The organism is Rhodoferax sp. (assembly GCF_013297935.1).
In the GTDB taxonomy this organism is placed as follows: domain Bacteria; phylum Pseudomonadota; class Gammaproteobacteria; order Burkholderiales; family Burkholderiaceae_C; genus Allorhodoferax.
On sequence record NZ_JAAFIX010000005.1, the window covers coordinates 26592 to 45397 of the forward strand.

Here is an 18806-nt window from a genome sequence, read left to right on the forward strand (position 1 = left end):
GGCATGGTTGTGCATCGAAAGCTGCGCGGTTCATCGTCGCTTTACATGCCTTGACTAGCATCTCCGCAAAGGAGTTTGCACATGAGTTCTCAATTGTCCCGCCGCGCAGCACTCTCGTGCCTTGCCGGTACTGCCGTGCTGATGGGCACCGCTTGCTCGACTGCCCGCCAACCTTCAGCTGCTAATACTGCAGCGGATTCCCTGCATCTGGACCCCACTCGCTTTGAGCCGCAAGCGGTATCGGTGGGCGGGCAAAGCATCGCAGTGCGCGCCTACCTTGGGGTGCTGTACATCTCCAAGCCGGTGGACGCTGCCTATCAGGTGATGAACATCTATGTGCCGGAGGCTTACTTTCAGGGAGCCAAGGTGGCGGGCTTTGACGCCCGCACGGCGCCGGTGTTTTTCCCGAACCAGGTGGGCGGCTACATGCCCGCCAAACCCGGCACGGCCCAAGCGGCAACCCAGGGCCCCGGAGCAGGTAAGCCTAGCACTATTGGTACAGCTTTGCTCAAGGGGTTTGTGGTCGCGTCGCCCGGCGCACGGGGGCGCACCTTGAAGGATGCCGGTGGCACCTACACCGGCAAGGCGCCGGCTGCTATCGTGGACTTGAAAGCCGCCGTGCGCTACCTGCGCTGGAATGCGGGTGTGCTGCCTGGCGACATGGAGAAAATCATCTCTAGTGGCACCAGTGCAGGAGGTGCTTTGTCTGCCTTGTTAGGTGCCAGTGGCAATTCGCCGGACTACGAGTCCTATCTGCAAACTATTGGCGCAGCCCCGGGGCGGGACGACATTTTTGCGGTGTCCGCCTACTGCCCTATAACCAACCTTGAGCGTGCCGACGCCGCGCACGAGTGGCTGTTCAACGGGGTGAACGATTACCGCGCCATTCAAGTGAGCATGCTGGATTTCAACATGGTGCGCAAAGAGGTGGCCGGAACTCTGACACCCGCGCAAATGCAGGTTTCTAACGCGCTCAAACCGTTGTTTCCGGCCTATGTCAACAGCCTGCAACTGCGCACGCCGCAAGGGCAGGTTTTGGCGCTGGACGCCCATGGCAACGGCAGCTTCAAAGACTGGGTTGCGACTTATGTGCAAGCCTCGGCGCAAGGCCAATTGGATGCCGGCAAAGACCTGAATCAACACAGCTGGCTCACTGTCCAAGGTGGCAAGGTGCGCAGCCTCGACCTGGACGCTTTTGTGCGCTACGCCGGCCGCATGAAGCTACCCCCAGCATTCGACGCGCTGGACGCCTCCAGTGGCGAAAACAACCTGTTCGGTACCGCATCAACGGATAACCGGCATTTCACCGATTTCTCTGTGCAGCACAGCACCGCCGGTGGCGCAGGGCGAGCGGAAGACAAGCTGGTGAAGATGATGAATGCCATGCGCTACATCGGCAGTCAGGACGCGCGCAATGCCAAGCGCTGGCGCATCCGCCACGGCACGATAGACCGTGATACCTCGCTGGCGATTCCTGTCATTCTGGCAACCGCCCTGCAAAACCAGGGCTATGCCGTCGATTTCGCCATGCCTTGGGATCAGGGCCACGCAGGCGACTACGATCTGGAGCAACTCTTTGTCTGGATGACCCAGGTCGCCAAAGCGAACTAACGGCGAGTTTCCGCGGCGCGCATGACCTTTTGAAGTTGCGGCCGCAGATGCAGAAAGCCCCGGTAGCTGAGTTCCAGCAGTGGCGTCACACCGGGGAGTCTGCCAATGCGCCCCAACCAGCGCCAGCCCGGCATAGTGAGCCACAACTCCACAAATGCTGCGGCTCCGCTGAGCAAGCGCCCATCCGGCAGTCGCACGTGAAAGCGGGCCATCAAGCGCGCCTGTTCCTCGGGGCTCAGGCCGGCTTGTGTCCCGCTCACATCCTGCCATTGCACGGGTTGCAAAGATTCCAAGGATTGGTACATCCCGATCTCTCGGCGGCACAAAGGGCATGCGCCGTCAAACATCACGGTTAAAGCATCGCAGGACGCAGGCGAAGCGTTTTTGTCAACGGGTACAGACATGGGCACAGCCCCAACAGGCAGTCAGAAGATGCTGACGCCCGTTTGTAGCGCATCAGGACCAGCCCTTTCGCCAACGCGGGCAAATGGTGGCCTCAGGGTACCCGCCACTCCCACTGGTCGGCGGTGAATACAGCCCGCCGGTGACCGGTGCGCGCCAGTTCCAGCCAGTCTATGTTTTGCACCCGCAGGGTGACGATGGCAAGGTGGTGCTGCGAGTGGTCGGGTGCCGGGTCTGTAGCGTCAGGGTTCCACGCAGCGCCCGGCGCGTTGGCCGACAGATAGTCTCCTGCAGCAGGGGATTGGCTGACGCGAGCCCACACCCCATCCACCTCGGGACCGCTACCCTGCACAGTTGCCGTGGCTTGGATCCTCAATTGCCAGCTCAGCCGCTTGCTCCAAAACACCAGCGCCACAGAGGGGGGCGCCTCCAATTCCGCAACCTTGGGACTGCGCTTGTCGGTGAAAAACTGCAACTCGGTCTGCCGCGCGTCGGCCTGCCGCAGGACCACGGTGCGGGCTTGCGGCGCACCATGTGCGTCCACCGTGGCCAGCACGGGTGTGCGCCACTCATGGTGCCGGTCTTGCACGGCCCGCTGGAGTTCTTGCCAGATGCGCTGGCGAATCTCAGTTGCGTTCAAGAGTGGTGTGTCCACACGGGTCCTCTATGAAGGTGTTATGCAGCTAAGGCCGCAATCAGGCGCTACCCGCACCTGTGTTGGGGCTTTCAACGTGTTGAGCTGTTGATCTGGCTCGCCAGGCGTTGTCGGTAGGGTTTGATCAGATAGGGCGGTAGCCAACGTTCATACGAGGCGGCTAGTGCAGTGTCCGTCTGCAATGTGCTCGTCAATCGGCTGAGGTCGGCAAAAGTCTGGTCGGTGTGCGGACCCTTGGTGCAGCTAAACCGCCCGGCAATCAACGCAGTGTTTTCTGCAATGGGATAGAAATGCAAGTCGTTGAGGGCGTTGTCGTAGAAGACAGCCTCGTTGGGGTAGGCCATCGTGTAGTCAAACCGACTTTTTTGCAGCATGCCGATGAGTGATTTGGTCGAGTTGTCCTGACTGACCCTCATTACTTGGGCCGCGTTGGATTGCAACAGCGGTTTGAGCATGTCATCAATCTTGGCGCCGTAGGCCCTGTTACCGGCGACCCCCACCCGCAGTTCGTTGTAGTCCAGAAGGTCTCGCAAGCGGATTTCGCCCGACTTGTTGAGAAAGCGTTTGAACAGGGATCGGTTTTTGGCCATGGCAACCACGCCCACGGGGTACACATAGCCGTAGGGCGCAGTAAACCGTAAGTAGGCCTCCCGCTCCGGCGTTTGGGCTGCCATCGCCGAGCAATAGGCGCCACCATTTTGGGCAAGAAAAAGGACCCTTGGCCAAGGTAGCACCTCCTCTTGAATGCGATGCTGGGGTAAAGCCTGCTGCACTTGCTTCAGCAAGGTATTCATGTAGCCGGGGTCCTTGGTGTCTTTGTCGAACATCGCCAGGGGCGGGAAATCGGCACTCAGCCAAGTGATCTCCTCGGCATAAGCCGCCCCCCCGAGTAGCGACGCACTGATGCAGCAGGCGATAGCGGGGGCTCTTTTGTTCATGGGAACTCGTGTGTTTCTGGTAGGCAACGACGAGACTCAGCATAACCTTAAGCCGTATTGCACCTGCGTGAGGGTTATCACTGAGCGACAGTCTGTGCATGACTCCAATGACCCGTCCAGCGTCTTCAGTGGCCGCTGCCGGGCCTAGGACTTTCCCTAGGAAACGAGCGCAAAAGTTTCCGAAATACAGACTTTTTTGCATGTCAGGCTCTCGTCAGTTTGCTCTGAATTGCGAGGGAGGGTAGCTGTCCCTTGGCTTGTTTATGTCACTTTTTTCGTCAAAGTAGAAGTTTGCCCCCGACAGATTTAGGGCTTACCGACTTTGTGAGCTGCTTCATAGAATCCGCCGAATTCACTTGCCCAAGGAATCGGAAGCTATGTTGTTAACCGTCGTCATTGCAAAGAGCCTGGTGGAGTTATCGCTGATGTTCATCATCGGCAGATTCGTATTGGGGCTTTTGGCGGGCCCCAAGCGGGACCATAACGTTTTTTGGCAGCTGCTGGATGTGGCCTCCAAGCCTGCGCTATGGCTAACGCGCAAGGTCAGCCCGAAATTGATTTTGGATCAGCATATTCCGCTGGCCGCCGGCAGTTGGTTGCTGATTGCATGGGTGGCGCTTGTGCAATTGAAGGTTGATATGTGTCTCTCCCTCGGAGTCAACGTATGCCAGTAAATCACGATGCCAGCGCGGTGGCACCGCGCACCCCTACCCGCACGACGCTTTTGCTCTTGCGCCTGAAGGCCAAGGCGCTGTTGGTGTTGGGATTGCGCGGCCCCGCTCGGGCGGTGTTTGAAGAGATCGCGACGATCTACCCGCAGGACGTTCTGGCCATCAACAGTTTGGGCTACGACGCGCTCAATGCGGATGACCTCCCGACGGCGCTGCGTTACTTTGAGAAAGCAGTGCATTTGACGCCAGCCAGCACTCACGCGCACTTCAACCATGGCTTTGTGCTGGAGGCCCTGGGCTTCAGTGAGCGGGCAGAACATGCATTCCGGCATGCCGTGCGCATTGACGAAAAAATGGACCGGGCCTGGTACGGGCTGGGTCTTGCCTTGGTACGACAGCGCCGATTTCCAGAAGCGATAGAAGCCTTTAAACGCAACACGCAACTGCAGTCCATGAGTCCCTTTGCCTGGTACCAGATGGCGAGGGTGTACATGGAAATGAAACAACCCGAAGAGGCCTTGACGGTGATGCGGCACCTGAATGGTTTTGAGCCGAAAGTGGCCGCGCAGCTGGAGAGGGAGACCGGGTTGAGCCTGGGCGCAATGGATTAGCCGTGAGGCTGAGTTATTGCTGCTCCAAGCGAAGGAGCGAAAGAAGGTTCATCTAATTTCAATGAGAAGGAGACAAGGATGCAACTCACTGAGAAGCACCGGGAATACTGGGGCAAAAACTTAAGGATCACGGGGCTCTTGCTGGCCCTGTGGTTCTTTGTCACGTTTGTGTTGGGGTACTTCGCGCGGGATTTAACGTTCAGCTTTTTCGGCTGGCCGTTTTCCTTTTGGGTCGCGGCCCAGGGCGCGCTGGTGGTGTATTGCCTGATTATTTGGTTCTACGCCCGTTACATGAACAACCTCGACAAAGAGTACGGAGTCGCCGAAGGAGAGTCCACATGAGTATTTTTGCGGGTGCTGGCCAAAGCCAAAGCCAGTTTCAAAAGTCTCTGAACAAAGTCTTTGTCTGGTACGGCGGCGGCTTCGCGGCCTTCGTACTGGTGCTGGCTTTCCTGGAGCAAATGGGCATGCCCAAGGAGTACATCGGCTACGCCTTCCTGGCCGCCACGGTGTTGCTCTATGGCGGCATCGGCGTCATGAGCCGTACCAACGATGCCGCGGAGTACTACGTGGCCGGTCGACGTGTGCCTGCTATCTACAACGGCATGGCGACCGGTTCCGACTGGATGTCTGCGGCATCGTTCATCGGCATGGCCGGTACCCTGTACCTGACCGGCTACGGTGGCTTGGCATTTATTCTGGGTTGGACAGGCGGCTACTGCTTGGTGGCACTGTTCCTTGCGCCCTACCTGCGCAAGTTTGGTCAGTTCACTATTCCTGACTTTTTGGGTGCCCGCTACGGCGGCAACATGGCGCGCCTGATTGGCGTGTTTGCGGCCATTCTGGTGTCGTTCGTGTACGTGGTGGCCCAAATCTTTGGTGTGGGCCTGATCACCGCCCGTCTCACCGGCTTGTCATTCGATGTGGGTGTGTACGTCGGGCTGGCGGGGATTTTGGTGTGCTCATTCCTGGGTGGAATGCGTGCAGTGACCTGGACCCAAGTAGCGCAGTACCTCATTCTCATCGTGGCCTACATGATTCCGGTGGTCTGGTTGTCGGTGAAACACACCAACATGCCCGTGCCGCAAGTGTCGTATGGCTACTTGCTGGAAAAGGTAACCGCCAAAGAAGAGCAGCTCTTGAAAGACCCCAAGGAACTCGAAGTACGTGGAATTTTCAAAGCCCGCTCCGACGAGGCGATCGAAAAGCTGAAAGATGTACCCGCTGCCATGGCGGCAGACAAAGCAGCGGCCACTAAAAAGCTGGATGACCTGAAGGCCGCGAATGCGCCGGAGGCTGACATCAAGGCTGCGGAAAAAGCCTTGGCCGCGCTGCCCAAGGATGAAACTGCCGCCAAGGCAGCCTACACTGCGGCCCGCACGTCCAATGCGGCCCGTGCTGCGCCTCCGTTGCGCCATGCGGAGCCTTTCCCGGGTAAGGATGATGCTGCGCGGGATGTCGCCCGCAAGAACTTCCTGGCCCTGGTGTTCTGCTTGATGATCGGTACCGCGGCCTTGCCACACATCCTCATGCGCTTCTACACCGTGCCTTCGGTGCGGGAGGCGCGTGAGTCGGTGGCCTGGTCCTTGTTCTTCATTTCCTTGCTTTACTTCACGGCGCCGGCCTTGGCCGTGTTGGTGAAGTTTGACATCTACACCTTGCTGGTGGGCACACCGATGGACCAACTTCCAAGTTGGATTGCACGATGGAATGTGGTGGATCCGACGCTGATGGCGGTGTCAGACATTAACAAAGACGGCATTCTGCAACTCGCGGAAATCCGCCTGGGGGGTGACATTGTGGTGTTGGCCACGCCGGAAATCGGAGGCTTGCCCTTCGTGATCTCGGGTCTGGTCGCCGCCGGTGGCTTGGCTGCAGCGTTGTCCACGGCCGATGGCTTGTTGCTGACTATTGCGAACGCCTTGTCCCACGACGTGTACTACAAAGTGGTGGACCCTAACGCATCCGCAACCCGCCGGGTTGCCATCTCCAAGTCCATCCTGGTGGTCGTGGCGTTGGCGGCGGCGTATGTAGCGTCTTTGCGCATGGCCGACATTTTGTTCCTCGTGTCTGCAGCGTTCTCGTTTGCGGCGGCAGCGTTCTTCCCAGCCTTGACACTGGGTATTTTCTGGAAGCGCGCCAACAAGTGGGGTGCGTCGCTGGGCATGTTGGCAGGCTTGGGCATCTCGTTCTACTACATGGTGCAAACCCATCCATGGATGTACGGCCTGTTCCATGATCATGCAATCACCCCAGAGATTCTGAAGGCCAACACCTGGTGGGATATTGCCCCCATTTCTGCCGGTATCTTTGGTGTTCCCCTGGGCTTTGCGGTGATTATTGTGGTGTCGCTCCTCACCAAAGCGCCTGATAAAGAAGTGCAAGACTTGGTGGAGCACGTACGCTTCCCCAGCTTTGATGGCACCACCTCGCAAGGCAGTGCTGCGCACTAACTAACGCCTTCGAGCTACAACTAAAAAGCCCCGCAACCTACAGGTTGCGGGGCTTTTTCTTTTGATGTGCTACAAAATTAGTAGCAATTAGCCCATGTTGCATATCGGCGGGAGGCCAATTTGACCTCAAATCACTCAGGCCTTACACCAGCAGTGCATTCACCCGCTTCACATAGGCCGCAGGGTCCGCAGGCAATCCGCCTTCGGCCAGCAAGGCCTGGTCGAACAGAATGTGGGCCAGGTCATGGAAGTGCACGGAGCCGTCCAGCTTTTTCACCAACGAGTGCTCGGCGTTGACTTCCAGCACCGGCTTCACATCGGGCGCAGCTTGGCCGGCTTGTTTGAGCATGCGGGCCAGCTGGGTGCTCATGCCGTCGTCTTGCACCACCAGGCAGGCAGGGCTGTCGACCAGACGGCTGGTGACGCGCACATCTTGCGCTTTGTCTTTGAGGGCTTCTTTGAGCTTGGCCAGCACCGGTTTGAAAGCCTCTGCAGCTTCTTCAGTGGCCTTCTTTTCCGCCTCGTCTTGCAGCTTGCCCAGGTCTACGGCGCCTTTGGCAACGGACTGCAACGGTGTGCCGTCGAAGTCGTGCAGGTAGTTGAGTGCCCACTCGTCCACGCGGTCGGTCATCAAGAGCACTTCAATGCCCTTTTTCTTGAACACTTCCAGCTGCGGGCTGTTTTTGGCTGCAGCTGCGTTCTCGCCGGTGATGTAGTAAATGGCCTCTTGGCCTTCCTTCATGCGCGCCTTGTAGTCCGCCAGCGAGACGCTCACGCTGTCGGTGGTGCTGGAGGCAAAACGCAGCAACTTGGCCAGGCGCTCCTTGTTGCCAAAGTCTTCGCCCAAGCCTTCTTTGAGCACCGCGCCGAACTCGGCATAAAACTTGGTGTACTTGCCCAGGTTGGCTTCTTGCTCGGCTTTTTCTTCCGCGCTGAGCACGTCGGTGACGCCATCCGCGGCCTCAGCCGGCTTGTCGTTCTTGGCCAGGGTTTCGAGCATGGACAGCACGCGCTTGGTGTTGCCCTCGCGGATGGCTTTCACGTCGCGGCTTTCCTGCAGCAGCTCGCGGCTCACGTTCAGGGGCAGGTCGGCAGAGTCCACCACGCCCTTCACAAAGCGCAGGTAGCTCGGCAGCAGGGCTTCCGCGTCGTCCATGATGAACACACGCTTCACATACAGCTTCAGGCCGCCCTTGTGCTCGCGGTTGTACAAGTCCATGGGCGCTTTGCCGGGGATGTACAGCAGCTGGGTGTATTCGGTGCTGCCTTCCACGCGGTTGTGCGTGTGGGCCAGGGGCGCTTCAAAGTCGTGGCTGATCTGCTTGTAGAAGTCGTCGTACTGCTCTTGGGTCACGTCTTTTTTGGCGCGGCTCCAGATGGCGTTGGCCTTGTTGACGGTTTCCCACTCGCCGGTTTTGACCATGCCACCGGGCTGGCGGCCGCCGTTTTCGTCGGACGGGTTGATCAGCTCGCCGTCTTTCCACTCTTCCTTTTCCATCTGAATGGGCAGGCTGATGTGGTCGGAGTACTTGTTGATGATGCCCTTGACCTTCCAAGCCTGGGCGTAGTCAGTAGCGTCTTCGCGCAGGTGCAGGATGACGCTGGTGCCGCGGGCTTCGCGCGAAATGGCTTCTACCTCAAAGGCGCCGCCACCGCTGGCACCGCCGTCGCTCACCCAGCGCACCGCTTCATCGGCCTTCAGGCCGGCACGGCGGGATTCCACGGTGATTTTGTCGGCCACGATGAAGCCGGAGTAAAAGCCCACACCGAACTGGCCGATGAGGTTGCTGTCGGCCTTCTGGTCGCCACTGAGCTTGCTCACAAAGTCTTTGGTACCGCTCTTGGCAATCGTGCCCAGGTTGTCGATGGCTTCTTGCATCGACAGGCCAATGCCGTTGTCGGTGATGGTCAGGGTCTTGGCGTCTTTGTCAAAAGTGACTTTCACCTTCAACTCAGGGTCGGCCTCGTACAAGCCGCTATTGTTGATGGCCTCAAAGCGCAGCTTGTCGCAAGCATCAGATGCGTTGGAGATCAACTCGCGCAAAAAAATCTCTTTGTTGGAGTAAAGCGAGTGCGTCACCAGGTGCAGCAACTGCGCCACTTCGGCCTGGAAATTCATGGTTTGCTTGGTCATTGGTCAGTCCCTCAGTCTCAAAAAAGCGATGTGCACCGCAAGCCATGCCGCTTGCGGCGCGGACAACCCTCAATTATGGGCGACGGGGTGGGTTTCAAGAGCAAGATAGATTCGCTAGCATCGAGCTATGCCCAAGCCAGCCTCCCATAAAGAAGATCTCGCGCGCCTGCCTAACTTGGGCCCCAAATCCCGGTCGATGCTGATCGCCGCAGGTATCAACTCCCTGGCGGACCTGCAACGGCTGGGCTCTGTGGCAGCCTATGTGAAGGTTAATCGCCAAAGCGGTAAAGCCAGCCTGAATTTGCTGTGGGCTCTGGAGGGTGCGATCAGCGGCCTGCATTGGCAGGAAGTCGCCCGCGAGCACCGCACCAGCCTGTTGCTGGCCCTCGAAGACGCAGAGCGCTGTGCTTGAGAGGTCGTTGTGACAGGCTTAGGCCAGCCAATTGACCAACAACTCGCGGACCACGGGGCTGCTGAGCAATTCCATGTGGTTGAGGCGGTACACCACGGCTTGCCGGTTTTTGGGGAAGTGCAGCGACCGTGCGGCATCGTCGTGCCGGCCCAGGGCGCTGTGCAGGGGTACTAAACCGTCGCCCACCAGGCGCTCGGCCAGCAGGCTGCGCGGTTTGGCCACGGTGGCGGCCACGGTGTAGCAGGCCACGCCTTCGGGCAGCGGCAAGTGGGTGCGTCGGTCGGGTTGTCGGCGGAAGCGGTCGTGGCCTTGCCAGTCAGACTCATGCACCAAACCGTAGCGCAGGTCGGTGATGCCGGCACTGCGCAGCTGCCCCAGCTTGGCCAGCGGGCGCGAATACGGCGTGCTGCCTAGCACCACATCGACCCAATTGCCCGCCCGCTCCAGCGGCGCGCCGTGGTGGGGTGTGCCCAGAAACACCATGGCTTTGAGCAAGGCACGCCAAGGGGCCGCGCCCGCATCTGCGTGGGCACACGCACTGCGCGCCACCAGCCCGCCCATGCTGTGCACCAGCACGGTGATGCTCTCTACCGGCACGGGCAACTGGGCCACCAGCTGGCTCAATGTCTCTGACAACACCGCGCCATTAACAGACACATGCAGACCGGAGTTGTAGCGCACAAAAAGAGGCGTGTAGCCATGGGCCGCTGCCAGTGCGGCTGGGTGGCTGGTGGATGTGCCGTCGGGCGCTGCATGTTCCCACTGCAGGTCGTTCATGCACAGGCCGTGCAGCACGATCAGCAGCTTGCCGTTCACGGCCTTCGGGGCCGGCATATGGCCAGGCTCCAGCACAGCACCCTTGAAGCGCAAGCTCATTGGCGTGGCCAGCGGGTTGCCGGTGGCGGCCAAGTGGTCACCCAGCACGCCGTTGAGGGCGGCCACTACGGCCGCGCGTTGGGGGGATTCGGGGGGCTGCGCCTCGGTACTCTCCAGCATAGGGGTGAGGGCACGTAGCGCAGTGTCGGCCGTTTTCCCGACCAAACTGGTGATGCCGCGTACTGCGCTGTAGACCAAGCCGGTGAGGCCGGTGGCCTGCGGGTGGCTGCCGGTGTGGGGGCTGCTGTTGCTGCCTTTGGCGCCCAAGGTGCCGAGTACCGACTGGTGCACGCCCTCTGCCATGCGGGCCACACCCAGAGTGGCTTGGGTAGCCAGCTGGGCTGCGCCCCGCAGGTCTGTGGCGATGGCTTTGGCAGAGACTTTGGTGCGGGGCGGTGTGGGCATAAGCGCCTTGTTTTTAAAACTTTTCGTGTGGCTGCAGGTAGCGCCACTGGCCCACCGGCAGGTTGCCCAGCATGACCTTGCCCACGCGCACCCGTTTAAGGCCCACCACCTTCAGGCCCACCAGCTCGCACATGCGACGGATCTGGCGCTTCTTGCCTTCGGTCAGCACAAAGCGCAGCTGCTCGGGGTTTTGCCATTCCACCTTGGCGGGCTTCAGGCGCTGGTCGTCCAGGCTCAAGCCATGTCGCAAAAGCTGCAGCTTGTCAGCAGGGAACACGCTTTGCACATCGCTGGTGACCGGGTCGTCATCGTCCAGGCGAATCAGTTGCTGGGGCTGACCACGGCCCGGCAAACCGGGGTAGGTGGCGGCGGGCGAATTCGCGGCGCTGGGGTTGGCCACACCGGTGTAGGCCACGCGCACCAGGTATTCTTTTTCCATCACCGAGTCCTCGCCGATCAGCTGGCGCGCCACGCGGCCGTCTTGGGTGAGCACGAGCAGGCCGGTGGAGTCAATGTCCAGCCGGCCGGCGGGCACCAGGCTCTTGAGCTGGCTGCCGTGGAAGAAGAAGCGGGCGTTGTCATCATGCCAGCGGTTCTGGGGCTGAATGAGTTTGATGGCGGGCTCGTGCCCGTCTTCGGCCTGGCCGCTCACAATGCCCAATGGCTTGTTCAACAAGATGGTGACCTGGTTGGCCTGCTGGCCCTGGGCCTGTTTGTCGATCTCAATACGCACATCGGGCAGCACTTGCATGCCCATTTCGGCCACCTTGCCGTTGACTTTGACCCAGCCCTTGGCTATCCATTCATCGGCTTCCCGGCGGGACGCCATGCCGAGGTCGGCCATGCGCTTGTTGAGGCGCACGGTGCCGCCTGCGCCATGGGCGGCCGTGTTGCTTTGCCCCTGCGGGATGGCGCGGTTGCCCGGTGCGCGGGATGCTGCGGGGGGCGGTGCCCGGCGCGCGCCGGTGGGGGCTGCCGCGTCTTGGGCGGGCGGTGGCGCGCGGCGCAGGACGGGGCGGGGAGGAGTCTGGTCAGTCATGGTGCGATTGCTATTATTTTGAGAGCTACTTGCGCTTATTCTGCGAGGGCTAGAGGCAGATTCTGCTACTAATTGGCAGGGTGTGCCAGTGTTAGCGGGGTTTCAGGACCATCTGGTCTTTGCTGAGCGTGATGTCGAACTTGGACAGGAAAGTCTGGCCGAGCAGGGCTTGATTGTCGTCGCCAACCGACAAACCCACCCCGACCCGGACCCGGTTGAACTCCACAGGTCCTAAGTGAACAGCAACACCCTCCACAACGCGCCCGGGCCGGTCGCCATTGGCGGTGCGGAATGTGGTGGGGGTGCCGCCAGAGAGCCCGGCTTGGCGTGCCAATGCCTCACTCACGGTCACCAGCGAGGCGCCAGTGTCCACCAGGAACATCACGTCCTGCCCCTGGATGCGACCCGGCGCATAAAAATGCCCGTCGAGCGCGCGCTGGATGACCAGATCGCCGCTGGCTTGCACCTGAACCTGCTTGGGCCGCAGGTAATAGGTCATGCCGGCGTAAAGCAGCCCCATGACGGCGCACCAGAACAGAATGAGCGGAATCAGGCCGGTCTGACGCGGGGAGCTGCCTCGCATGGCGGTCGAGGGGCGGAAGATCAGTTGTAAAAGGCTTCGACCTTGCCCTTGAGCTTGATGAGCAAAGGCTTGCCCTTGCGGTCTACGGTTTTGCCGGCGGGGACTTTGATCCAGCCTTCGCTGATGCAGTATTCCTCGACATCGTGACGCTCTTTGTCGTTGAAGAGGATGCCGATGTCGTGCTCAAACACGGCAGCGACATGGTGTGGGCTGCGCGGGTCGGCGCAGAGGTGGTCGGGCAGGGCGGGGCGTTCGATAGGATTTGTCATAGAGCGTATTTTCTCATTCTCGGGAGCTTGCGAGACGCTAGGCCCGAACTCTGGCAACAAAAGCAGCAGCCGGCATGGGTTTGGCAAACCAATAGCCCTGGTATTGCTCAATGCCTTGGGCCTGCACCCAATCCAATTGGGCTGCAGTTTCTACCCCCTCGGCCACGATCTGCAGTTGCATCAGCCGGCACATGGAGACAATGAGCTCGGCTACCGGGCGGTTGGCCATGATGTCTTGCACAAAAGTTTTGTCGACTTTCAGTACTTGGATCGGAAAACGGTTCAGATAGGCTAGGTTGGAGTAGCCTGTGCCGAAGTCGTCCACGCTGATAGAGAAGCCCATGCGCCGCAAATCGTCTAGCGTTTCGTGGGTGTGGGGCGCCACACCGAGCAACATGGATTCGGTGAGTTCCAATTCGAGGCGCGCAGGTTGCGCCGCCGTGGCTGTGACGATGCGAGCCAGGCGGTTCAGCAACTCCGGGTCCCGGAACTGGCGGGGCGATAGGTTGATTGAAATCTTCAAGTCCAGCCCTTCATGGGCCCACTGCACTTGCTGCCGCGCAGCTTGCTCAAACACCCAGTCCCCCAAGGCACTGATCATGCCGGTGCTCTCGCAAGTCGGAATAAAGGCGTCCGGCCCTACCAGCCCGCGCTGCGGGTGGTTCCAGCGGATCAGCGCTTCTGCCCCGCGCACCTGGCCCGTGGCTACGTCCACGCGTGGCTGGTAGTACAGCTCAAACTCTTGCCGAGTCAGGGCATGGCGCAGTTCGGTTTCCAGCTCCAGCCGCTGTTGCACGCGCTGCGCCATGGTCGATTCGAAGATGTTGAGGGCGTTGCGGCCGCTCTCTTTGGCGCTGTACATGGCGAGGTCGGCATTGCGCAGCAGCGTGTCCAATTCTTGGCCGTGTTCAGGGTAGAAGCTCACACCTACACTGGGGGTCACGATGACCTCGATGCCATGGAGCTGAATGGGCTGCGCCACGGTGCTACTGAGGCGCTGGCGCACGCGCTCGACCTCGTCGCGAATGTTGTCCGCCACCATCAGGATGAGGAACTCATCTCCGCCCAGACGGGCCACCAGGTCGCTGCCTCGGGTGATGGCCCGCAGACGCTCGGCCACCTGCACCAGCAGAGCGTCGCCCGCCGCGTGGCCCAGGGTGTCGTTGATGTCCTTGAAGTGATCGAGGTCGATGTAGATCAGTGCAGCCTCGGTAGCGCCTTCTCCCATGTCACGCAAGGTGTCGGCAAAGCGCTGCATCACATGGCTGCGGTTGGGTAGGCCGGTCAAGGAGTCGTGCCGTGCCAGGTACTGAGAATGGTCTTGCGCATGCTTGATGGCGGTGACATCGACTTCGCTCATGAGCACTGCGTCGTGCCCGGTCACAGCATCGCGGCACAGGCGCACAGACACCTCGTGCCAGCGCAGGTTGCGGGTGGTGAGTGTGGGCAGTGTCAGCGTGGCTTCGCCGTTCAGCTCGAGCATGGCCAGCATGCGCTCCAGCGCTTCGATGTCCTGAAAGCGCTCGGCCATGCGCATGTTGAGGTTGGGCACCGATTCGCGTGCAGCCGGGTTGCGGTAGAGCGCGCCACCTTCCCGGTCGTAGAGGGTGATCATCACAGCGGTGTGCAACAGTGCCTCGACTGATCGCAGCGCCTCGGGGCGGTCTGGTTCAATGATGCGGCTTTCGCACAGCATGGCCGTGCGTCCGTCGGACAGGCGTATTCCGCTGAGCTGCATGTTCATGGGCACGGGCACTCCAGCAGGGTAGAGGGTCCACTGCTCGCTGAAGCAGGCGCTGTGCTGCTCAAAGTCGCTCTGGTATTGCTTGAGCCGCTTGGCGACGGAGGCCGACATGTCTGCCCCCATATCGCGGCTGCAAAGCTCCGGCAGTCCCTGCGCGCGCCAGAGGGTGAGTGCGGCATCGTTGGCCCAGTGCACCCTGCTTTTGTCGATGTCAAACACCCAGATGGGCAGGCTGATGCGCTCCAGTAAGCGGAAGTGCTGCCTGCGTGCCTCCAGCTCTTCGCTTGTCAGCATAGTGGTTCCTTGTCGTTGGCTCGTATCTTAGAGGAGGGGCATCAGGGCACGTGGCGGGTGAATACTTTAGAGCGCAGGGCTTGTAAATCCAAGACACGCAGTCCGCCGTATTCCACCTTGATGAAGCCCTGCGCCTCCAGCGCGTTCAGCGCCTCGTTCACCCGCTGGCGGGACAAGCCGGCCAGGTAGGCCAGCTCCTGTTGGGTAATGCGCAGCACCTCACCCACGCCGGGGTACAGCACGGGGTTGAATAGCGAAGCCAAGCTGCGCGCCACCCGGATGTCGGGGTTGGTCATGCGGTCGATTTCGCGGGCGGCAATGAACTGACCCAAGCGTTCGTTGAGCTGGTTCATGACAAAGCGGTTGAAGGCAATCGAGTGGTCCAGCAGCCAATGGAAGGTGTCCACATGCAGCCCGGCCACCATGCTCTTGCGCAGGGCTTGGATGTTGTAGCGGTAGGCCTCGCGCTTGAGAGCGGTGCCTTCCCCGAACCAGCCGCCGGGTGGCACGCCGGTGAAGGTCATGGTCTGGCCCTCGGCGTTGTCGCTACTCATCTTCAGCAGGCCGTCAATCACTCCGAACCAGTAGGTCACCGGGCGTCCCATGCGGCACAGGTATTCGCCGGCCTCGGCTTCGGCAATACGCAGGTCGTCCACGGCGCGCTCGCGGTCGGAAGGGGCCAGTAAATGGAGCCACGGAATCGCGTCCAACTCCGCCTCATTCAGGGGGCGGCGGCGCTGGTGCAGGCTGGCGTCTAGGGCAACAGGTGAACGGGTGGAGGGCATAGGCAAAGCACCGTGTAACTCGCTTGTAAGTTGCGGTTCAGCGAAGGGAAAACACCTACCGAGAAAGGCGCAAATTGTCGTCCAAATGACAACTCGGCGTCAAATGCAGTTCTACTATTCGACCCATACCAAAGTCCGCAATCGACATGCCGCGGACCATAACGAGGTGACACGCAATGGCTACGCACACAACTTTTCCGCAGCTCCTGCTGCAACACGCCAGTCAGCGCCCGCAGGCCGCTGCCATGCGTGAAAAGGAATACGGCATCTGGCAATCGCTGAGCTGGGGTGACCTGGCGGTGATGGTGGAGCAGCTGGCCGCAGGCCTGCACCAGGCAGGCTTGCAGCGCGGTGAGCACATGGTGGTGGTGGGCGCCAACCGCCCCCGCTTGTACGCCACCATGCTGGCCGTTCAAAGCCTGGGCGCGGTGCCTATTCCGCTCTACCAGGACGCGGCGGCTCCCGAGTGCGTGTTCCCCATCAACAACGCCGAAGTGCGCTTTGCCTTTGCCGAAGACCAGGAGCAGGTCGACAAGCTGCTGGAGGTGCGCGAGCAGTGCCCGCAGCTCCAGCACATCTACTTTGACGACCCTCGCGGCTTGCGGAATTACGACCAACCGGGGCTGGCGGGCATGGACGAATTGCAAGCCGCCGGCAAAGCCTTCGCAGCGATTCACCCCGCCTTCTTCCGCGATGAAGTCGCCAAAATCACCCACACCGACGTGGCGGCCATGTTCTTCACCTCGGGCACTACCGGCAACCCCAAGGGCGTGGTGCACACCCACGACTCCCTGCTCAACCGGGCACGTGCAGGCGCTGAATTCGACAAGCTCACCAGCGCCGAAGAGGTGCTGGCCTACATGCCTCCCGCGTGGATCGGTCAGAACATCTTTAGCTATGCCCAGTGGTTGTCCTGCGGCTATGTGGTGAATTGCCCTGAGAGCAGTGCCACCGCCACGATCGACCTGAAAGAGATTGGCCCGACCTATTACTTTGCGCCGCCCCGCGTGTTTGAAGGCATGCTCACCAGCGTGATGATCCGCATGGAAGACGCGGGCAGCATCAAGCGCAACATGTTCCATTACTTCATGAACGTGGCCAAGCGCGTGGGCCCCGCGTTGATGGACGGGCTGGAAGTGTCGGGTGCAGACCGTGCCTTGTATGCCCTTGGCAATGTGTTTGTGTATGGACCCTTGCGCAACACCCTGGGCTTGAGCCGTGTGCGCGTGGCCTACACCGCCGGTGAGGCGATCGGCCCGGATTTGTTTACCTTCTACCGCTCGATTGGCATCAACCTCAAGCAGCTCTACGGCTCTACGGAGACGGCGGTATTTGTGTGCCTGCAGCCGGACAACCAGGCCCGCGCCGACACGGTGGGCATTCCCTGCGAAGGCGTGGAGATCAAAGTGGCCGAGAACGGCGAGATTCTGGTCAAGTCGCCCGGCCTGCTCAAGGAGTACTACAAAAACCCTGCGGCGACTGCCGAGGTATTGACGGCAGACGGCTGGTACCACACCAGCGACGCCGGCTTTATTGATGCGCATGGCCACCTCAAGATCATCGACCGCGTCAAAGACGTGGGCCGCCTCAAGGGTGGTGCGTTCAACGATGCGATGTTTGCCCCCAAGTACGTGGAGAACAAGCTCAAGTTCTTCCAGCACATCAAAGAAGTGGTCGCTTATGGCGATGGCCGCGAGAAGGTGTGTGTGCTCATCAATATCGACTTTGACGCGGTGGGCAACTGGGCGGAGCGCCGCAACCTGCCTTATGCCGGCTATACCGATCTGGCCCAGAAGCCGCAGGTGTATGAGCTGATCAAAGAGTGCGTGGAAAAGGTCAACGCCGACCTGAGTGCGGATGCGCTGCTCGCTGGCAGCCAGATCAGCCGCTTCCTGGTGCTGCACAAAGAGCTGGACGCGGATGACGGCGAGTTGACCCGCACCAACAAGGTTCGCCGCGGCTTTATTGCTGACAAATACCAAGTCTTGGTCGATGCGCTGTATGAAGGCAAGACCAGCCAGTTCATCGAGACAGTGGTGAAGTTTGAGGACGGCCGCACCGGCAGCGTCAGCGCCACGCTGCGCATTGAAGACACCAAAACCTTTGCCCCTGTGAAGGCTGCAGCATGAGCGATAAAAAGATAGGCGACGTCATCCTTGACGTCAAAAACATTTCCCTGCGTTTCGGGGGCGTGAAGGCGCTGACTGACATTAGCTTTGATGTGCGTGAGCACGAGATCCGCGCCATCATTGGGCCCAACGGCGCGGGCAAGAGTTCGATGCTGAACTGCATCAACGGGGTCTATGCCCCGCAGGAAGGTGCCATTACCTTCCGCGGTCAGCAGTTCAAGCACATGGACAGCCACCAAGTGGCCACCATGGGCATAGGCCGCACTTTTCAGAATCTGGCCCTGTTCAAGGGCATGAGCGTTCTGGACAACATCATGTCGGGCCGCAACCTCAAGATCAAAAGCAACATCCTGTTGCAGGCCTTGCGCATCGGCCCGGCCGAGCGGGAAGAGATTCAGCACCGCGAAGCGGTGGAGCGCATCATCGATTTCCTGGAAATCCAGGCCTACCGCAAGACGCCTGTGGGCCAGCTGCCTTACGGCTTGCAAAAGCGGGTGGACTTGGGCCGCGCTTTGGCAATGGAGCCCCAGGTGCTGCTGCTCGACGAACCCATGGCCGGCATGAACGTGGAAGAAAAGCAGGACATGTGCCGCTTTGTGCTCGATGTGAATGACGAGTTCGGCACCACGGTGGTGTTGATCGAACACGACATGGGGGTGGTCATGGACATCAGTGACCGCGTGGTGGTGCTCGACTACGGCAAGAAGATCGGCGACGGCACCCCCGACGAAGTGCGCAACAACGCAGACGTGATCAGCGCCTACCTCGGCACCAGCCACTGAAGGGAATGTGAAT

18 protein-coding genes are annotated in these 18806 nt (G+C 60.3%); 8 read left to right on the forward strand and 10 right to left on the reverse strand.

Going from position 1 to position 18806, the window contains the following annotated elements; translation table 11 throughout:
• The first annotated feature begins 81 nt into the window (after positions 1-81).
• Complete coding sequence (locus QZW03_RS08720; protein WP_296509601.1) at positions 82-1611, forward strand: subtype B tannase; 1530 nt, start codon at positions 82-84, stop codon at positions 1609-1611.
• Here the strand turns inward: QZW03_RS08720 and QZW03_RS08725 are convergent.
• The 3 genes from QZW03_RS08725 to QZW03_RS08735 form a co-directional block, all read right to left on the reverse strand.
• Positions 1608-2015 carry a thiol-disulfide oxidoreductase DCC family protein gene (locus QZW03_RS08725; protein ID WP_296509602.1) on the reverse strand — a complete coding sequence of 136 codons (408 nt, stop codon included), beginning with the start codon at positions 2013-2015 and terminating at the stop codon, positions 1608-1610. The genes QZW03_RS08720 and QZW03_RS08725 overlap by 4 nt on opposite strands.
• Before the next feature lie 92 nt (positions 2016-2107).
• Positions 2108-2668 (reverse strand): pyridoxamine 5'-phosphate oxidase family protein, encoded by a 561-nt coding sequence (locus QZW03_RS08730; protein WP_296509603.1) that lies wholly within the window; start codon positions 2666-2668, stop codon positions 2108-2110.
• A gap of 71 nt (positions 2669-2739) precedes the next feature.
• A complete protein-coding gene (locus QZW03_RS08735) occupies positions 2740-3606 on the reverse strand; it encodes a TIGR02285 family protein (RefSeq protein WP_296509604.1) in 867 nt (288 codons plus the stop codon).
• Positions 3607-3983: 377 nt separating this feature from the next.
• On the opposite strand from QZW03_RS08735, the gene QZW03_RS08740 reads away from it, so the two are divergent.
• The 4 genes from QZW03_RS08740 to QZW03_RS08755 all read left to right on the forward strand — a co-directional run bounded on the left by QZW03_RS08740 (position 3984) and on the right by QZW03_RS08755 (position 7341).
• The gene (locus tag QZW03_RS08740) at positions 3984-4280 is read left to right on the forward strand and encodes a hypothetical protein (protein ID WP_296509605.1); all 297 of its coding nucleotides are present in this window, start codon (positions 3984-3986) and stop codon (positions 4278-4280) included.
• Positions 4271-4888 (forward strand): tetratricopeptide repeat protein, encoded by a 618-nt coding sequence (locus tag QZW03_RS08745; protein WP_296509606.1) that lies wholly within the window; start codon positions 4271-4273, stop codon positions 4886-4888. The genes QZW03_RS08740 and QZW03_RS08745 overlap by 10 nt, the downstream gene beginning before the upstream one ends.
• Before the next feature lie 78 nt (positions 4889-4966).
• Entirely contained in the window at positions 4967-5230 is a 264-nt protein-coding gene (locus tag QZW03_RS08750; RefSeq protein ID WP_296509607.1) for a DUF4212 domain-containing protein, read from the forward strand.
• Positions 5227-7341, forward strand: coding sequence for a sodium:solute symporter family protein (locus QZW03_RS08755; protein WP_296509608.1), 2115 nt, complete (start codon positions 5227-5229; stop codon positions 7339-7341). The genes QZW03_RS08750 and QZW03_RS08755 overlap by 4 nt, the downstream gene beginning before the upstream one ends.
• Before the next feature lie 142 nt (positions 7342-7483).
• Here QZW03_RS08755 and htpG read toward each other — a convergent pair whose 3' ends face one another.
• Positions 7484-9475 carry a molecular chaperone HtpG gene (gene htpG / locus QZW03_RS08760; protein ID WP_296509609.1) on the reverse strand — a complete coding sequence of 664 codons (1992 nt, stop codon included), beginning with the start codon at positions 9473-9475 and terminating at the stop codon, positions 7484-7486.
• Positions 9476-9602: 127 nt separating this feature from the next.
• Between htpG and QZW03_RS08765 the strand changes: the two genes are divergently transcribed.
• On the forward strand, positions 9603-9887 hold the full coding sequence (locus QZW03_RS08765; RefSeq protein ID WP_296509610.1) for a TfoX/Sxy family protein: 285 nt from the start codon (positions 9603-9605) through the stop codon (positions 9885-9887).
• Between the two features lie 18 nt (positions 9888-9905).
• Here QZW03_RS08765 and QZW03_RS08770 read toward each other — a convergent pair whose 3' ends face one another.
• From QZW03_RS08770 to QZW03_RS08795, 6 genes are all read right to left on the reverse strand, one after another.
• Positions 9906-11168, reverse strand: coding sequence for an alpha/beta hydrolase (locus QZW03_RS08770; RefSeq protein ID WP_296509611.1), 1263 nt, complete (start codon positions 11166-11168; stop codon positions 9906-9908).
• A gap of 13 nt (positions 11169-11181) precedes the next feature.
• Complete coding sequence (locus QZW03_RS08775) at positions 11182-12207, reverse strand: pseudouridine synthase (protein ID WP_296509612.1); 1026 nt, start codon at positions 12205-12207, stop codon at positions 11182-11184.
• Positions 12208-12298: 91 nt separating this feature from the next.
• Entirely contained in the window at positions 12299-12790 is a 492-nt protein-coding gene (locus QZW03_RS08780; protein WP_296509613.1) for a retropepsin-like aspartic protease, read from the reverse strand.
• Positions 12791-12810: 20 nt separating this feature from the next.
• Positions 12811-13059, reverse strand: coding sequence for a DUF3297 family protein (locus tag QZW03_RS08785; protein ID WP_296509614.1), 249 nt, complete (start codon positions 13057-13059; stop codon positions 12811-12813).
• 37 nt (positions 13060-13096) lie between these two features.
• On the reverse strand, positions 13097-15097 hold the full coding sequence (locus QZW03_RS08790; RefSeq protein ID WP_296509615.1) for an EAL domain-containing protein: 2001 nt from the start codon (positions 15095-15097) through the stop codon (positions 13097-13099).
• Positions 15098-15138: 41 nt separating this feature from the next.
• The gene (locus QZW03_RS08795) at positions 15139-15882 is read right to left on the reverse strand and encodes a Crp/Fnr family transcriptional regulator (RefSeq protein ID WP_296509616.1); all 744 of its coding nucleotides are present in this window, start codon (positions 15880-15882) and stop codon (positions 15139-15141) included.
• Positions 15883-16058: 176 nt separating this feature from the next.
• Between QZW03_RS08795 and QZW03_RS08800 the strand changes: the two genes are divergently transcribed.
• Both QZW03_RS08800 and QZW03_RS08805 read left to right on the forward strand, forming a co-directional pair.
• The gene (locus tag QZW03_RS08800; RefSeq protein WP_296509617.1) at positions 16059-18011 is read left to right on the forward strand and encodes an AMP-binding protein; all 1953 of its coding nucleotides are present in this window, start codon (positions 16059-16061) and stop codon (positions 18009-18011) included.
• A complete protein-coding gene (locus tag QZW03_RS08805) occupies positions 18008-18793 on the forward strand; it encodes an ABC transporter ATP-binding protein (RefSeq protein WP_296509618.1) in 786 nt (261 codons plus the stop codon). The genes QZW03_RS08800 and QZW03_RS08805 overlap by 4 nt, the downstream gene beginning before the upstream one ends.
• Positions 18794-18806: the final 13 nt, after the last annotated feature.

Bases quoted from the DNA above. Each gene is read 5' to 3' on its own strand.
- QZW03_RS08805 (WP_296509618.1), top strand. From the start codon at position 18,008: ATGAGCGATAAAAAGATAGGCGACGTCATCCTTGACGTCAAAAACATT.
- QZW03_RS08785 (WP_296509614.1), bottom strand. From the start codon at position 13,059: ATGACAAATCCTATCGAACGCCCCGCCCTGCCCGACCACCTCTGCGCC.
- QZW03_RS08750 (WP_296509607.1), top strand. From the start codon at position 4,967: ATGCAACTCACTGAGAAGCACCGGGAATACTGGGGCAAAAACTTAAGG.
- QZW03_RS08720 (WP_296509601.1), top strand. From the start codon at position 82: ATGAGTTCTCAATTGTCCCGCCGCGCAGCACTCTCGTGCCTTGCCGGT.
- QZW03_RS08795 (WP_296509616.1), bottom strand. From the start codon at position 15,882: ATGCCCTCCACCCGTTCACCTGTTGCCCTAGACGCCAGCCTGCACCAG.
- QZW03_RS08725 (WP_296509602.1), bottom strand. From the start codon at position 2,015: ATGTCTGTACCCGTTGACAAAAACGCTTCGCCTGCGTCCTGCGATGCT.
- htpG (WP_296509609.1), bottom strand. From the start codon at position 9,475: ATGACCAAGCAAACCATGAATTTCCAGGCCGAAGTGGCGCAGTTGCTG.
- QZW03_RS08770 (WP_296509611.1), bottom strand. From the start codon at position 11,168: ATGCCCACACCGCCCCGCACCAAAGTCTCTGCCAAAGCCATCGCCACA.
- QZW03_RS08775 (WP_296509612.1), bottom strand. From the start codon at position 12,207: ATGACTGACCAGACTCCTCCCCGCCCCGTCCTGCGCCGCGCGCCACCG.
- QZW03_RS08755 (WP_296509608.1), top strand. From the start codon at position 5,227: ATGAGTATTTTTGCGGGTGCTGGCCAAAGCCAAAGCCAGTTTCAAAAG.
- QZW03_RS08735 (WP_296509604.1), bottom strand. From the start codon at position 3,606: ATGAACAAAAGAGCCCCCGCTATCGCCTGCTGCATCAGTGCGTCGCTA.
- QZW03_RS08780 (WP_296509613.1), bottom strand. From the start codon at position 12,790: ATGCGAGGCAGCTCCCCGCGTCAGACCGGCCTGATTCCGCTCATTCTG.
- QZW03_RS08800 (WP_296509617.1), top strand. From the start codon at position 16,059: ATGGCTACGCACACAACTTTTCCGCAGCTCCTGCTGCAACACGCCAGT.
- QZW03_RS08740 (WP_296509605.1), top strand. From the start codon at position 3,984: ATGTTGTTAACCGTCGTCATTGCAAAGAGCCTGGTGGAGTTATCGCTG.
- QZW03_RS08745 (WP_296509606.1), top strand. From the start codon at position 4,271: ATGCCAGTAAATCACGATGCCAGCGCGGTGGCACCGCGCACCCCTACC.
- QZW03_RS08790 (WP_296509615.1), bottom strand. From the start codon at position 15,097: ATGCTGACAAGCGAAGAGCTGGAGGCACGCAGGCAGCACTTCCGCTTA.
- QZW03_RS08765 (WP_296509610.1), top strand. From the start codon at position 9,603: ATGCCCAAGCCAGCCTCCCATAAAGAAGATCTCGCGCGCCTGCCTAAC.